Here is a 15401-nt window from a genome sequence, read left to right as displayed (position 1 = left end):
TGCTGCGGGGAACATTCATGTTCGAGCCTTCGGAGGGAGCCCTGACAGGCTTTATGCTCAGCGGTTCACTGTACGTATATGGCGATCGCGTCTATTTTTTGGTGTGAGGATGAGGAATTCGGACGAACCTATCGTTTCAACTATTAGGGCGGGCCAGCGTTTTTCGCCCGTTAGTTGAAAAATAACTCCGCCTGAATCTTGAGCTGCGTTGGATTTTATTTCATAGCGTCAAGGTTGGCCTGTGCATCAGCATTTCCTTGTGCAGCGGCTTTCTTGAACCACTCTTTGGCCTTCGCCTCATCCCTGGGAACGCCTTCACCTGCGTAATACATCACTCCGAGATTGTTTTGCGCATCGACGTTGCCCTGATCGGCTGCTTTTTGAAATAACTCTACCGCTTTGGCCGGATCTTTGGCGACACCTTCACCATTCGCATACATCAACCCGAGGTTGAATTGGGCATCGGCATATCCTTGTGCAGCCGACCGGTGAAACCACGCCGCCGCCGTGACTGGGTCATTACTCAGGATTTTGCCTGTAGAGTCTTTGGATATCGCTTCGCCTGTGTAGAACAGGACACCGAGGCCGTTTTGTGCTTTTGCATCTCCAGCTTCCGCATCCTTCCTTAGTTGCAGAAATTTTTCTTCCGGAGTGGCTTCATTCTCCGGCCCTGCCGGCATGATTTCCTGTAATAGCGCTGACTTCTCTTCTGGCGTTAACTCGCTTTCCAATACCGACGGGATCTCTTTCTCGGACGTGAATTCATCTGGCAGCTTGGTCTGCGCTTCGGTTTTAGCGGCATTCTCCTGCGCTTTCTCGCCGCAACCCGCGAGCATGATCAGGGGCGCCGCAAGCAGTGTCACAATAAGGATATTCATCGAGTATTATGTCCCGTTATGTTCTTTTCCAGGCTGACTCAACAGTATGGTTGCCCTACGAGTCGCCTCAATCTCATAGGCTGTAATACATATCAAACTCCACGGGGTGCGTGGTCATGCGAAATCGCGTAACCTCTTCCATCTTGAGCTCGATGTAGCCATCGATCATATCATTCGAAAATACGCCGCCACGGGTAAGGAAATTGCGGTCCTTGTCCAAGCTGTCGAGCGCTTCGTCCAGCGAAGCACAGGGATTGGGAATCTTTGCGGCTTCTTCAGGCGGAAGGTCATAAAGATTCTTGTCCATGGGATCGCCTGGGTGAATCTTGTTCTGGATACCGTCCAGCCCGGCCATCAGTAAGGCGGTGAAGGCGAGATAGGGATTCGCGGTGGGATCCGGAAAGCGCACTTCAATGCGTCGTCCCTTGGGACTATTGGCGTAGGGGATACGGACTGCCGCCGAACGATTGCTAACCGAGTAAGCGAGGTTGATGGGCGCTTCAAAACCCGGAACCAGGCGCTTGTAGGAATTGGTGCCCGGATTGGTAATGGCATTCAGGGCTTTGGCATGTTTGATAATTCCGCCTATATAGTACAGCGCCATTTCCGAAAGACCTGCATAACCGTTTCCGGAAAATAAATTCTGTCCGGCTTTCCAGATCGATTGGTGCACATGCATCCCTGAGCCGTTGTCGCCAACAATGGGTTTCGGCATGAAAGTCGCTGTTTTTCCGTACGAATGCGCAATGTTGTGCACCACATACTTGAACGCCTGGGTCCAGTCGGCGCGCTTCACGAGGCTATTGTATCTGGTACCTATTTCACACTGGCCTGCAGTCGCCACTTCGTGGTGGTGCACTTCGACTTCAATGCCCATTTCTTCCAGTGCAAGACACATGGCGGAGCGGATGTCATGCAGGGAATCAATCGGGGGAACCGGAAAGTATCCGCCTTTTATACCGGGACGGTGCCCGATATTGCCTCCCTCGTATTTCTCCGCCGAGCTCCAGGCTGCTTCCTCAGACTCGATTTTCACCGAACAACCCGACATGTCCGCATGCCAGGTTACAGAGTCGAAAACGAAGAATTCAGGTTCAGGGCCAAAATAGGCGGTGTCACCGATGCCCGTCGACCTCAGGTAAGCTTCGCCGCGCTTGGCCAGCGAGCGGGGGTCGCGGTCATAGCCCTTGCCATCGGAAGGCTCCACCACATCACACGTGATGAACAGCGTCGCCTCGTCCATGAATGGATCCATTTTGGCGGTGTCGGGATCAGGTATCAGCAACATGTCGGATGCCTGGACCCCTTTCCAGCCGGCAATGGAAGAGCCATCAAACGCATGGCCGTCTTCGAGCTTATCCGCATCAACAGCATGAGCGGGTAGTGTTACATGCTGTTCTTTACCGCGGGTATCGGTAAATCGTAGATCAACGAATCTCACTTCGTTGTCCTGAATCATTTTCAGAACATCGGCTACCGCCATTTTTCTCTCCAAACCGGAATTGCAGTTGTATGAAAATACTCCAGTTGCTGGAGTAGTTACAAAGCGTAGCATTATATCAGCAGGAGCGCCGCCATTTCTTCAAGAAGAAAATACCGGGAAGCATCCAGAGCGAGGTTATGACGCGGGACCTACCAAGCTGCGGATATAAGGGCGGATAAAAGTTTTAAGCAAACGCCAGTTGGAAAATGGATTACCATTGTATTTTTTAATCGATATTATGGGAAACCATATGGAAACCATTACTGCAATACTTGAGAGGGCGCAACAACGCGCCCGGGAAATGGATTTACCCTATGAAGGCGCACTGCTGCCAACTGAAGCACTTACTCTGCTGCAGGAAGCGCCTGAGGCAAAATTGGTGGATGTACGCTCCCGGGCTGAATGGGATTGGGTTGGGAGAATACCGGGCGCGGTCGAAATCGAATGGCAGTCTTATCCTGGCATGCGGCCCAACGCGGATTTTCTCAACTATCTTTCCAGCCAGGTGGACAAGGAATCACTTGTGATGTTCATCTGCCGCAGTGGCGGCCGTTCGCATCAGGCTGCCGCTACCGCCACCGAATTGGGTTATGCGAATTGCTTTAATATTCTAGAAGGTTTTGAAGGCGAGAAAGATGCAACCGGGCATCGCGGCACGAAAGGCGGATGGAAGGCGGCAGGCTTGCCGTGGGTCCAGGGATGATCTGGGAGGGCAGAATGAGAAGCGCGGATCGGAGATTGCTAGACCGCCGCTGACCATTTGACGACGCCGGAGTAGGCTGTGATAAGCACAATAATCCCGAATCCGATGCGATACCATGCAAACACGGTGAAATCATGGTGACTGATAAAACGCAATAATCCGCGTACTGCCAATAGCGCGCTGATGAACGAGGCGACAAAGCCGACAACGAATACGCCGATGTCATCGAAATGAAGGATGTTGTGATTTTTGTATATATCGTAGAAGGTCGCTGCGAACATAATAGGGATGGCCAGAAAAAAAGAAAACTCGGTGGCGGCCTTACGGGATAAACCAAAAAACAGGCCACCAATAATGGTCGCGCCCGAGCGTGAGGTTCCAGGTATCAGCGCCAGGCACTGCATCAATCCCACCTTCAGTGCATGCCTCCAGTCCATATCTTCCACTCGCTCGACATCCACCACGTGATTCCTGCGTTCCGCCCACAGAATCAATACCCCGCCGATGATAAATGCCATCGCCACAGGCACCGGATGAAACAGATATTGCTTGATGGTCTTGATGAACAATAAACCCAGAATCGCGGCAGGCAGAAAAGCAATGAATAGGTTTAACACAAAGCGGTTCGCATCCTGCCGCGAACCGATATCACCGATTACATGTCCGATCTTGACGCGATATTCCCAGCATACGGCCAGAATTGCGCCCAACTGAATGACGATTGCGAATACTTTTCCCTTTTCGTCATTGAAGTCGAGCAAGTCACTTGCGAGGATCAGATGCCCGGTAGAGGAAATCGGGAGAAATTCGGTCAGCCCTTCGACAATGCCGAGGATCAGGGCCTTAAAGAGCAGAAACCAATCCATAGGCGATTATCCGGCCGAAAGCATTTGGCGGCGGATAAGCATGTATGAACAGGGAGAAGTGAAGATAGTACCAGGCAATGGACTTTTCCAGTGGCGAAACACAGGCCGCGATTAACCGGCTGCTTATTTTTTCGGGCATTATCGCACTGAACTGCGCTTCAGGCTCAAGATACTTATAAACGCCAGATTGTAGGGATCTTCTCGCTGGCAACAGCAATCGTTTCCGATGATTTGTCCCCACCGACTCTCGCGATTTGGCGCGACGGCTGTGGGGGATTGCAATTACAGCTTGCTATAAATCTCCGCTCCTTTAGCCACAAATTCGTTAGCTTTTTCTTCCATGCCTTTTTTCAAGGCTTCGTGTTCACTTACCCCTTGGCTAGCGGCGAAATCGCGCACATCCTGGGTTATCTTCATCGAGCAGAAATGGGGGCCGCACATGGAGCAGAAGTGCGCGAGTTTAGCACCCTCCTGCGGCAAGGTTTCGTCGTGAAACTGTTTTGCCTTGTCGGGATCAAGCCCGAGATTGAACTGGTCATCCCATCGAAACTCGAAGCGGGCTTTTGAAAGCGCGTTGTCGCGCATTTGTGCGCCTGGATGGCCCTTTGCCAGGTCTGCCGCGTGGGCGGCAATTTTATAGGTAATAATACCGTCTTTTACATCATCCTTATCCGGCAGGCCCAAGTGTTCCTTGGGCGTAACGTAACATAGCATCGCTGTGCCGTACCAGCCGATCATGGCCGCGCCGATTGCCGATGTAATATGATCGTAGCCGGGCGCGATGTCGGTCGTGAGCGGGCCCAATGTATAAAAGGGGGCTTCGGCGCAGTATTTCAACTGCATATCCATGTTTTCCTTGATGAGATGCATGGGAACATGGCCGGGGCCCTCGATCATCACTTGCACGTCGTGCTTCCATGCGACCTGCGTCAATTCGCCGAGGGTTTCCAGTTCCGCGAACTGGGCTTCATCGTTGGCGTCGTGTATCGAACCTGGACGCAGACCGTCACCCAGAGAAAAGCTTACGTCGTAAGCCTTCATGATTTCGCAGATTTCCTCGAAGCGGGTGTACAGAAAACTTTCCTTGTGATGCGCCAGACACCACTTCGCCATGATCGAACCGCCGCGTGAAACAATGCCGGTCAATCGTTTTGCCGTCATCGGAACATAGGCGAGGCGCACACCTGCATGGATGGTGAAGTAATCGACACCCTGCTCGGCCTGCTCAATGAGGGTGTCGCGAAAGATTTCCCAGGTCAGTTCCTCCGCCTTGCCATCGACTTTCTCCAGCGCCTGATAAATAGGCACGGTTCCAATGGGAACCGGACTATTGCGGATAATCCACTCTCGGGTTTCATGAATATTCTTGCCAGTCGAAAGATCCATTACCGTATCACCGCCCCAGCGGATGGCCCAGGTCATCTTCTCGACTTCTTCCTGAATGCTCGAACCAAGCGCCGAATTACCGATATTGGCATTGATCTTTACCAGAAAATTGCGCCCGATGATCATCGGTTCGGATTCTGGGTGGTTGATGTTGACGGGAATGATGGCGCGGCCTCTGGCCACCTCATCGCGTACAAATTCGGGCGTGATATGTCGAGGCAGCAATGCCCCGAAATCATGGCCTGGATGCTGACGCATGAGTAATTCCCGCTGCTGATGACCCAGGTGCTCACAACGCTGATTTTCGCGTATCGCTACAAATTCCATTTCCGGCGTGATAATCCCGCGGCGGGCATAGTGCATTTGCGTCACGTTTGCCCCTGCTCTACCACAACGGGGTTGGCGTTTCAGATCGAAGCGCATTTCCGCGAGCCTGGGATCGGCCAGACGTTGTCGGCCATACGCGGAAGCAGGGGCGGAAAGAATTTCTGTGTCCCCTCGTTCGTCTATCCATTTTTCGCGTAACGGAGCCAGGCCCGAGCGGATATCTATTTTTGTCTCGGGGTCGGTATACGGCCCGGACGTGTCATAAACATAAAGCGGCGGATTTTTTTCCGTACCCATGCTGGCCGGTGTATCGGATTGGCTGATTTCCCGCATTGGCACCTGTATATCCGCGCGGGAGCCGTTTACATAGACTTTTCGGGATTGTGGCAGAGGCTTGACCGCCCCTTCGTCAACATGGGCGGTCTTGCTCGAAAATGGCGACGGAAATTGCGCCGCGTTCGAAACTGTTGCATTCATAATACGCTCCTTGAGTGCCATAAAAAGGAGCGGGACGGCTAGTTCCCAGCTTCCCTACGGCGGCATTATCCGTGTCAGGTAGAGGAACCTCTGAATAAGTCTCACGCGGGCGCGACGCCGGCTTTGCGGGATGGGATGCGCGAAAGGCGACGACGTGAATGGTCGATCCCCTTCGCTAGGAGCCTGACAACGCAGACCGCCCGCAAAGCCGACGTCCCATTGGGTTGTGGCAAAATCGGGCGCTCACCGCGTTGCACTCCTTGGCATCGTAGGCTAACTACGACCTGCGTCGTGCGCCTTGTGAGCATCCCGATTTTGCCGCAACGCGCTCCACGTGGGACTTATTCAGAGGTTCCATAAGGGACTATCTCACCGGTTGCCGGACGATTCCGGAAACGGACCCCTAGCTGCTGCTGTGAAGCTAACGGAAATGTGGAATAATTGCAAGTTTGTTATGACATTTCATATAGGGCATGGGCTGGACATGGATCTCGAACAAAGCCGGTTTAACATGGTGGAGCAGCAAATTCGTACATGGGAAGTGCTGGACCAGGAAATTCTCAAATTATTATTCGAGGTGCGGCGTGAGGAATTTGTCCCTGCGGCTTACCGTTCGCTTGCATTTGTAGATATGGAAATCCCGCTGGGATACGGTGAAGTCATGCTGGCCCCCAAGCTGGAAGCGCGCATTCTGCAGGAAGTGCAGGTAAAAAAAACCGACAGGATTCTGGAGGTGGGCAGCGGCAGCGGTTATCTGACTGCATTGCTCGCCAAGACGGGCGAGTATGTTTACAGCGTAGAAATAGTGCCGGAACTGAAAGCCATGGCGGAAAAGAATCTTTATGCCCATGACATCACCAATGTAACGCTGGAAACTGGAGATGCCGCCCATGGCTGGCCTCAGCACGGACCCTATGACGTAATCGTACTAACGGGATCCACTCCGGTTTTACCGGAGGCGTTTCAGAATACACTCAGGGCGGGGGGGCGCCTGTTCGCGGTGGTCGGCGACGCGCCCGTGATGCAGGCTGTGCTCGTCACTTGCGTGAAACCGGAAGATGAAGACGGAACAGGGGCATATAATGCCGTCGGCTTGTTCGAGACCTGCATAACGCCGCTCAAAAATGCAAAGCAGCCGGCGAGATTCACATTTTAGTCTTCCGGATCAACCCACGAATTACAAGCAAATCCGGCTGGTCTATTGCGTCTATTGCTTAGGCCAGGTTCAAATCGGCAATAATTTCTCGCCCGACTGAGTAAGGCAATCTGGAATCAAAGTGAAAATTCCGCAATACATTTATGCGATATTGATTGCCGGAGCGGCTTTGCATACTCCGCTTCATGCGGCTGACCTGATGGAAATTTATCGCGAAGCGCTGGAACAGGACGCAGTGTATAGCGCCGCGCGCTACGCGAACCAGGCAGCCCAGGAAAAACTGCCGCAGGGTCGAGCCGGGCTGCTCCCCACCGTCACACTCGCGGGCGTGCGCCGGCGACAATATATAGATATAGAACGCGTTGGAGGACTTCCCCTCGGTGGTATCGCGGTCAGGCCGTCCGAGGTGATCATTGATAACCAGAGCCTGACTATCACGGCAACACAACCGATTTACCGCAAGGAAAATTTCGCTATTTATGAGCAATCCAAACTTCAGGTTGCGCAAGCGGATTCGCAATTCATCATTGCAGCTCAGGATCTGATACTGCGTGTGGCGCAGGCATATTTTGACATATTGGCCGCCGAGGTGAATGTAGAGGTGGCGGAGGCGCAGAAAAAGGCGATTGGAGAGCAATTGGAGCAGGCCAAGCGCAACTTCCAGGTGGGTACAGCGACTATCGTCGATACTTATGAGGCCCAGGCTCGCTTCGATTTAACGACGTCGCAGGAAATTGCCGCCAAAAACGACCTGGAGATACGAAAACGCGCCCTGCAACAGATTATCGGCCGCATGCCCGACGATCTTGTACGTCCGGATGAACTTGCATCCGATCTGCTTACCCTGAAGTATACGAACATGCAGGATTGGGTCAATGTAGCCGAACAAAACAACCTTGCGTTGAAAGTCCAGCAGGCGGTATATGAAATCGCAAAAAAAGACGTGGAACGAGCCAAGGCAGGGCATTATCCAACCCTCGACCTGGTAGCAATATATAGTGATCAGAAAGGTGTCGGCGGTACGATTACCGGTCGCCCAATCGACCTGACCTCAAAGGAAATAGGGGTTCAGCTCAGCTTCCCGCTATTCCAGGGTTTCGCGGTCCAATCGCGTGTACGCGAAGCGCTGGCTACCCAGGAAAAAGTACTCCAGGACCTGAACAATACCCGGCGCAACAGTGTGCTGCAGGTGAGCCAGCAGTACCTTAACGTCACCAACGGCATTGCCCAGGTGAACGCGCTGAAGCAGGCTCTCGTATCGAGTCAGAGCCAGGTGGATTCCACCAAGCTCGGACAGGAAGTGGGTGTCAGGACCGAGGTGGATGTATTGAATGCCCAGCATTTGTTTTATTCCGCGCGACGGGACCTTGCCCAGGCGCGTTACAATTTTCTCATGTCGAGATTGAGATTGGAGGCGGAGGCAGGAGAACTGGATGAGGAAGATTTGCGAGAGATAAATGCGGTATTGCTGCAATAACTTCTTCTAATTAATTCCGGTTGCTGCGCGATCGACTGATGCGGCGAGGAGTGCGGTTATAGGTATTTGGCAGCTTGAGCAATCTCCGGTACGTCGATTTCCAGAAGAGATTTCAAACGGCGGCTTTCCCTGCTGCGTTGACGCACAATCAGTTGAGTGTTAGATTTTCCACCGGGATGTTGCGGTCTTGGCGCAATTTTGAGTTATATCACAAGCATAGGGATAGTTGTGACTGCATGGACAATTAGACTTCGCATCCAGAATTGACTTATTCCGGGCTGCCTTACCGGCTTACGAATAATTGGAATGCCGCGTCTGTCAGATAAGCCCGGTATTAGAATGCTGATAATCTCAAGTCAAATTCCGCAACGATATATTGCCGATCTGCGGGCTTTCACCGGAGCATTGCCGTCAAGACAATGCGGGAACGAGCGCAAGCGCAATCTTCAATATTCGCACCTCGCCGCCATTTTACTTTCAAATCGAATAACATAGCTTGGCAGCTATGAAGGCCAACCATGAGCGAGCCAGCCATATCTGATTCATACTGGAGTCAGCCGCCCATCCTCTCGAGTGGCGATAGGCCGGCGGGCGTTCGAGACACGCGGCCGACTGAAACCGACAAAGGCGTATTGGACGTCAAGACTTTCGATGCAATCGAAACAGACCAATTATTCGATTCGATCAATCATGCCGTCACTCATGCCGGACAATCGGTGCTTTACCGCTCACTGGCTCGGCCCGGCATGGATGCCAGGGTGACGCGGAAAAAGCAGGAGGCCTTGCGGGAACTGGAATCGAATTCCGGTTTGCGGGAAGCGTTGAAACGTTTTATCGAGGAGATGGCGCAGGGGGAGAAATCGTTTTATGAGTTACTCTATGGCACCTTTACCGGCGGTTTAGCCATTGGCAATTCCAGGGGCGGCAAAGATGAAATGGAGTTCAGCGGTTATGGGTATCACCAATTTATCGATGGCACCGGATTTGTGACTGATCTGGTCGAGGCAATGCAAACGTTGCCACAGCCCCGGAGCGCGTATCTCCAGGACTTATTCAATGCCATTCGTGACTTCGGGAACTCTCGTATCTACTCCCTGATAAGCGGGCCGGTCTATCCGATGGAAGGAAAGTTCAAGACACGGGAAGAAAAGCCGCGCTATTTTCCCATCCCGCGCTTCAGGCCCTCAATGGTCAAACCTCTTCCGATGTTTGGCGCCTTGGGTGCGATATGCGCCGCTCTTTATTTTTTTCAGAATGTGCTGGCCGCTTTTGGAATCGGCTACCTGGGGTATGGAATACTCGTGCTGGCGGTGCCGATTCTACCAGTCGTCCTGATAGCCATTGCCAGCTCCGATCGTGATTCCGTCATCTATCCATTACGCAAACTGTTCAAGCACAGCCCTGAACTGGCACGCTTGCTGGAAACGTTTGGCATGATCGACGAGGTTTTGTCATTCCATCGCTATTCGCAGGTTTTTGGCGGCAAGATGGCGTTGCCCGAGATACTCGAAAGCGAACGGCACTCCCTTGTTGTTACCGAAGCAAGAAATCCGCTGCTTGGCAGGGCGAATCCCCACTACGTGCCGAACGATATTTTACTCGACGACGCCGGGCGGCTGCTGGTCATCACGGGACCGAATAGCGGCGGCAAGACCGCGTACTGTAAAACAGTGGTCCAGCTCCAGTTACTGGGGCAGATCGGTTGCTACATTCCCGCTGCTGACGCCCGCCTGGTGCTGGCGGAGCATATTTTTTACCAGGTACCGGACCCTGGACATCTGGATGAGGGCATAGGACGTTTTGGCCATGAACTGAAACGCACGCGCGCGATTTTTTTTTCCTCCACTGCCCTGAGTCTCGTCGTGCTGGACGAGCTCTCGGAAGGAACGACATTCGAAGAGAAAATGGAGCTTTCGGAGTATGTCCTGGCAGGTTTTTACGAACTTGGAGCAAGTACATTGCTTGTTACCCACAACCACGAGCTATGCGAGCGCCTGCAGAGCAAGGGAATCGGCCGTTACCTGCAGGGCGAGTTTCTGCCTCAGGGCCCGACTTATCGTCTGATCCCGGGCGTATCGCGGGTGAGCCATGCCGACCGAGTAGCCGCCGCCCTGGGGTTCAGCAAGGAGGACGTGGAGAAGCATCTTGCCACACGTCGTACTTGAGGCTAGCAGCCTGTCGGACTTGAAGAATCGAAGCGAAAAAGTGACTGGGTGAGGACAGATTTTGAGGATTTTGAAGGCAAATAGTTATTCTATTGGCCGAAAAAGCGGCGAAATATGGACCAGCCAGACGCTTTTGCAGCCGATTTCCTTTAAGTCCGACAGCTGCTAAGCAAGGGTCATGGTATTTGGTCGCTGTTCAGGGCCATAGACATGGGTAACCTCAGCATACCCTTCGGTTTTTGTTCCATACTGCCTTGATGTTGTTGCTTGAATTGCCCCTCAATCGCCACGTCTAAAATCGAATAAATGTAAAAGCTGTGGGGCACCACAACAATGCGAGTTCAATCGCGGCTTCAGATTCCTTAAAAGAATTTGAGAGCTGGATAAGGAGGCATGATGAAATCATTGGTTACGGGTGCAAACGGATTTGTCGGCTCGGCGGTAGCACGCTGCTTACTTAATGCAGGTCACGATGTGCGATGCCTGGTCAGACCAGGAAGTGACCGGAGGAATCTTGACAATCTACCTGTTGAAATTTCAGAGGGTGATTTGCGTTCCGCACCATCTTTGAAACGTGCAGTGGCCGGTTGTGACAGTTTGTTTCATGTTGCCGCGGATTATCGTCTCTGGGTGCCTAATCCGGAAACCATGTATGACATCAACGTAAAGGGAACTCAGGCGCTGATACTCGCTGCGGCCGAAGCCGGAATGAAACGGATGGTATATACCAGCAGTGTGGCAACGCTGGGAGCGAGCCAGAACGGCGACCCCGTCAACGAAAATACGCCTTCGAGCCTTTTATCCATGACGGGACACTACAAGCGGTCAAAATTCATGGCGGAACAGGTCGTTCAGCAGATGACCGATGAACATAAGCTGCCTCTGGTTATAGTGAACCCTTCTACACCGATAGGGCCACGTGATATCAAGCCTACGCCGACAGGACGCATAGTAGTTGATACCTTATGCGGCCGAATGCCTGCGTACGTGAATACCGGCCTGAACATTGCCCACGCGGATGACATTGCATATGGACATCTTCTGGCCTACGCGCATGGAAAACCAGGAGAGCGTTATATTCTGGGTGGCGAAAACATGACGTTGTTACAAATACTGCAAATGATCGATGAGATAAGCGGCAAGCGGACAAAGCGATTTAATCTTCCTGTCAAACTGGTATTGCCCGCTGCCTGGATAATGGAAAAAATGGCAATGGTGACGAATGTTGAGCCGCGCGCAACGGTGGATACCGTATGCATGGCAAAGAAAAAAATGTTCTACTCCAGTGACAAGGCCGTACGCGAACTGGGTTATCGATACCGGCCAGCGGCGGAAGCGCTTGAGGATGCGATGATCTGGTTTCAGGCTAACGGTTATTGCGGCCAAAACTCCATACGCTGAGGAAACCGATCTTTGAACGTCATGGGTTTTTGCTAATTGACGACTTCGAAACCGGCATCCTCGATAGCCTCCTTGAACTGAGCTACCCCAGCCATGGCAACATCATACTGAACTGTGACTAGGCCTTGCTCCAGGGAAACGTCCGCACTGCTTACGCCCGGTATTTTCTCCAGGACATTTTTTACACTGTTGACACAACCCATGCAGGTCATGCCTTTAACTGTAATGGTTTCAGTTTGCACCTGCTTATGCTCCTTTCAGTACCGATAACGCTTGATTAAACCCGCCTCCGCCTCCTCGCGCTTCAATAATAATACCAAATCGGCGGCCCCTCATACCGAACAGCGAACTCATTGGCATTTTCTGTACTGGAGCGGCGACCGGTTCGGAGTGCCTAATTTTCCTGCCGAAGTTGCGGAAACAGAATCACATCACGAATGCTGGGGCTATCCGTAAATAGCATCACCAGCCGGTCTATACCGATACCTTCACCGGCAGCTGGGGGCAGGCCGTATTCAAGAGCGTGGATAAAGTCGGCGTCGTAGTGCATGGCCTCAACATCTCCTGCTTCCTTGGCATTGGCTTGTTCGAGGAAGCGCGCCGCCTGATCCTCCGGGTCGTTCAATTCAGAAAACCCGTTAGCGATTTCGCGTCCGGCAATGTAAAGCTCAAACCGGTCGGTTACCGCAGGGTTGATGTCATTGCGCCTTGCAAGGGGCGAAACCTCGGCAGGGTAATCGACAATGAAAACCGGCTCAAATAGCAAGTGCTCCGTGGTTTCATCAAACAACGCAAGCTGCAATCCGCCGATTCCATCTTCCGGTTTGCAAGCAATTCCAAGCGCGTGTAGCGTGCTGATCAGGAATGATCGATCGCCAAGTTGCGCATCGGTATATTCCGGGTGAAATTTCTGAATCGCTTGAGTAATAGTGAGCCGCTCAAACGGTGGTGCAAGATCGATTTCGCGTCCCTGATACGTTATTCTGGTCGTGCCTAAAACTTTTGCCGCTAATTCCCGCAGCATGGTTTCGGTGAGATCCATTAAGTAAGTGTAATCCTGATAGGCTTCGTAAAATTCCAGCATGGTGAATTCGGGGTTGTGGCGAGTGGAAATTCCTTCATTCCTGAAACTGCGATTGATTTCGAACACTCTTTCCATACCGCCGATCATCAGGCGCTTCAAGTAAAGCTCCGGTGCGATGCGCAGATATAATTGCATATCCAGCGCATTGTGGTGAGTGACGAAAGGCCGGGCCGCGGCGCCGCCGGGAATCGGGTGCATCATTGGCGTCTCTACTTCCAGATAGTCGCGCGCAACCAGAAATTCGCGAATGGACTGGATGATTCTGGATCGTGTAATAAATACTTTGCGGCTATTTTCGTTAGTGATGAGATCCAGATAACGCTGACGGTATTTCTGCTCCTGATCGGTCAGGCCGTGAAATTTTTCCGGCAGCGGGCGCAGTGATTTTGTGAGCAAACGCAAATTCGTGACGCGTACCGACAGTTCGCCCGTCCTGGTTCTGAATAGCGTGCCCCCGGCACCCAATATATCCCCCAGATCATAATGCTTGAATGCATCGTGAACCTCCGCACCGGCCGTGTCGTTGGCGATGTAAAGCTGGATGCGTCCACTCATGTCCTGAACGGTGGCAAAGCTCGCTTTGCCCATCACCCGCTTCAGCATCATGCGCCCGGCTACGTTTACAACCCTCGGTTCTGCTTCCAGCATTTCATTGGAATGCTTCCCATATTGCTGGTGAAGATCCGATGAAAAATCTTTCCGGCGAAAGTCATTGGGAAAGGCATTCCCCGCTTTACGCAGTACATCCAGCTTGGCCCGACGATCTTCGACGAGTTTGATCTCTGCGTGAAGCCGATCGAGCGTTTCATCCAGGCTTTTCTCTAAAGCATCTTCCGTCACTACCGACTCTCCTTATATGCCTTGTTTCAAACTGGCCTCGATGAAATCATCCAGCCCGCCATCCAGTATTGCCTGTGTGTTGCCACTTTCCATACCGGTGCGCAAATCCTTGATGCGCGACTGATCCAGTACATAGGACCGGATCTGGTGCCCCCAGCCGATATCGGTCTTGCTGTCTTCTATCGCCTGCTTTTCGTCATGGCGCTTGCGCAATTCCGCCTCGTACAACCGCGATTTCAGCATTGCCATTGCATCCGCGCGATTGCGGTGCTGCGAACGCCCGCTCTGGCACTGCACCACGATACCCGTGGGATTATGCGTAATCCGAATGGCCGAGTCCGTTTTGTTGATATGCTGACCGCCTGCGCCAGATGCGCGGAATGTGTCGACTCGTAGATCAGCCGGGTTGATTTCTATTTCGATGGTTTCATCCACTTCCGGATAAACAAACACGCTGGCAAAGGAGGTATGGCGGCGATTGCCGGAGTCGAATGGCGATTTTCGCACCAGCCGGTGTACGCCAGTCTCGGTGCGGAGATAGCCATAGGCGTACTCGCCTGAAATTTTGAGACTTGCGCTCTTGATGCCCGCGACCTCGCCGGGCGACTCTTCCATCACCTCCACGTTGTAGTCGCGGCGCTCGCAATAGCGCAGATACATGCGTTCGAGCATCGCCGCCCAGTCCTGTGCTTCCGTGCCGCCGGAGCCCGCCTGAATGTCCACGAAGCAATTATTGGCGTCCATGGGATTGGAAAACATGCGGCGGAACTCCATGTCCCCCACTATTTTTTCCAGCTGAGCGATGTCCCGCTCAATGCTCTGCAGGGTAGCATCGTCATCCTCTTCTTTAGCCATCTGGAACAGATCCCGGGCATCATGCAGCTGCCGCCCTACTGTTTGAAGGTTCAGGACGACGCTTTCCAGCATTTTTTTTTCACGACCCAATTCCTGCGCACGTTTGTTGTCGTCCCAGATGGCTGGATCCTCCGTCATCCGGTTGAGTTCGTTCAGCCGTGTCTGCTTGTTATCGAAGTCAAAGATACCTCCGCAACGCTGCTGCCCGGCTATCGAGGTCATCCAGTTGATAGAGGATGGCGTTAAGCTGTTCCGATTCCATAGAAGCCTTTCAGGATGACAAAAAAAAGAATTATACAGGAA

At 52.6% G+C, this 15401-nt stretch carries 12 protein-coding genes; 5 read left to right on the top strand and 7 right to left on the bottom strand.

The genetic code is table 11. The features are described 5' to 3' along the window. Positions 1-215 precede the first annotated feature (215 nt). Both CRO05_RS14590 and glnA read right to left on the bottom strand, forming a co-directional pair. Positions 216-878 carry a tetratricopeptide repeat protein gene (locus CRO05_RS14590; RefSeq protein WP_097067817.1) on the bottom strand — a complete coding sequence of 221 codons (663 nt, stop codon included), beginning with the start codon at positions 876-878 and terminating at the stop codon, positions 216-218. Positions 879-951: 73 nt separating this feature from the next. Further along, complete coding sequence (gene glnA / locus CRO05_RS14585) at positions 952-2361, bottom strand: type I glutamate--ammonia ligase (protein ID WP_097067816.1); 1410 nt, start codon at positions 2359-2361, stop codon at positions 952-954. Between the two features lie 250 nt (positions 2362-2611). Between glnA and CRO05_RS14580 the strand changes: the two genes are divergently transcribed. Then, positions 2612-3064, top strand: a complete 453-nt coding sequence (locus CRO05_RS14580; RefSeq protein WP_097068016.1) for a rhodanese-like domain-containing protein — start codon at positions 2612-2614, stop codon at positions 3062-3064. Between the two features lie 38 nt (positions 3065-3102). On the opposite strand, the gene CRO05_RS14575 is transcribed toward CRO05_RS14580, so the two are convergent. Next, the gene (locus CRO05_RS14575; RefSeq protein ID WP_090879443.1) at positions 3103-3930 is read right to left on the bottom strand and encodes an undecaprenyl-diphosphate phosphatase; all 828 of its coding nucleotides are present in this window, start codon (positions 3928-3930) and stop codon (positions 3103-3105) included. A 282-nt stretch (positions 3931-4212) separates the two neighbouring features. Next, positions 4213-6120 (bottom strand): phosphomethylpyrimidine synthase ThiC, encoded by a 1908-nt coding sequence (thiC, locus tag CRO05_RS14570; RefSeq protein ID WP_097068015.1) that lies wholly within the window; start codon positions 6118-6120, stop codon positions 4213-4215. Between the two features lie 484 nt (positions 6121-6604). Between thiC and CRO05_RS14565 the strand changes: the two genes are divergently transcribed. The 4 genes from CRO05_RS14565 (at position 6605) to hpnA (ending at position 12319) form a co-directional block, all read left to right on the top strand. Then, complete coding sequence (locus CRO05_RS14565) at positions 6605-7276, top strand: protein-L-isoaspartate O-methyltransferase (RefSeq protein ID WP_097068014.1); 672 nt, start codon at positions 6605-6607, stop codon at positions 7274-7276. A gap of 121 nt (positions 7277-7397) precedes the next feature. Then, positions 7398-8753 (top strand): TolC family outer membrane protein, encoded by a 1356-nt coding sequence (locus CRO05_RS14560; protein ID WP_181319840.1) that lies wholly within the window; start codon positions 7398-7400, stop codon positions 8751-8753. Between the two features lie 518 nt (positions 8754-9271). Continuing rightward, positions 9272-10918 carry a DNA mismatch repair protein MutS gene (locus tag CRO05_RS14555; protein WP_097067815.1) on the top strand — a complete coding sequence of 549 codons (1647 nt, stop codon included), beginning with the start codon at positions 9272-9274 and terminating at the stop codon, positions 10916-10918. A gap of 393 nt (positions 10919-11311) precedes the next feature. Beyond that, positions 11312-12319, top strand: a complete 1008-nt coding sequence (gene hpnA / locus CRO05_RS14550; RefSeq protein ID WP_235001459.1) for a hopanoid-associated sugar epimerase — start codon at positions 11312-11314, stop codon at positions 12317-12319. Positions 12320-12351: 32 nt separating this feature from the next. On the opposite strand, the gene CRO05_RS14545 is transcribed toward hpnA, so the two are convergent. From CRO05_RS14545 to prfB, 3 genes are all read right to left on the bottom strand, one after another. Next, on the bottom strand, positions 12352-12561 hold the full coding sequence (locus tag CRO05_RS14545) for a heavy-metal-associated domain-containing protein (RefSeq protein ID WP_097067814.1): 210 nt from the start codon (positions 12559-12561) through the stop codon (positions 12352-12354). A 152-nt stretch (positions 12562-12713) separates the two neighbouring features. After that, complete coding sequence (gene lysS, locus CRO05_RS14540) at positions 12714-14243, bottom strand: lysine--tRNA ligase (RefSeq protein ID WP_097067813.1); 1530 nt, start codon at positions 14241-14243, stop codon at positions 12714-12716. 12 nt (positions 14244-14255) lie between these two features. Further along, positions 14256-15360 (bottom strand): peptide chain release factor 2 gene (prfB, locus tag CRO05_RS14535; RefSeq protein WP_143860943.1). Its coding sequence is split into 2 segments (ribosomal slippage): positions 14256-15278 and positions 15280-15360, totalling 1104 coding nucleotides; the frame shifts between segments, so codons are not numbered across the junction. Positions 15361-15401: the final 41 nt, after the last annotated feature.

This window comes from Nitrosovibrio sp. Nv4 (assembly GCF_900215485.1).
GTDB lineage: Bacteria > Pseudomonadota > Gammaproteobacteria > Burkholderiales > Nitrosomonadaceae > Nitrosospira.
This window is presented reverse-complemented; position numbering and strand designations above follow the sequence as displayed.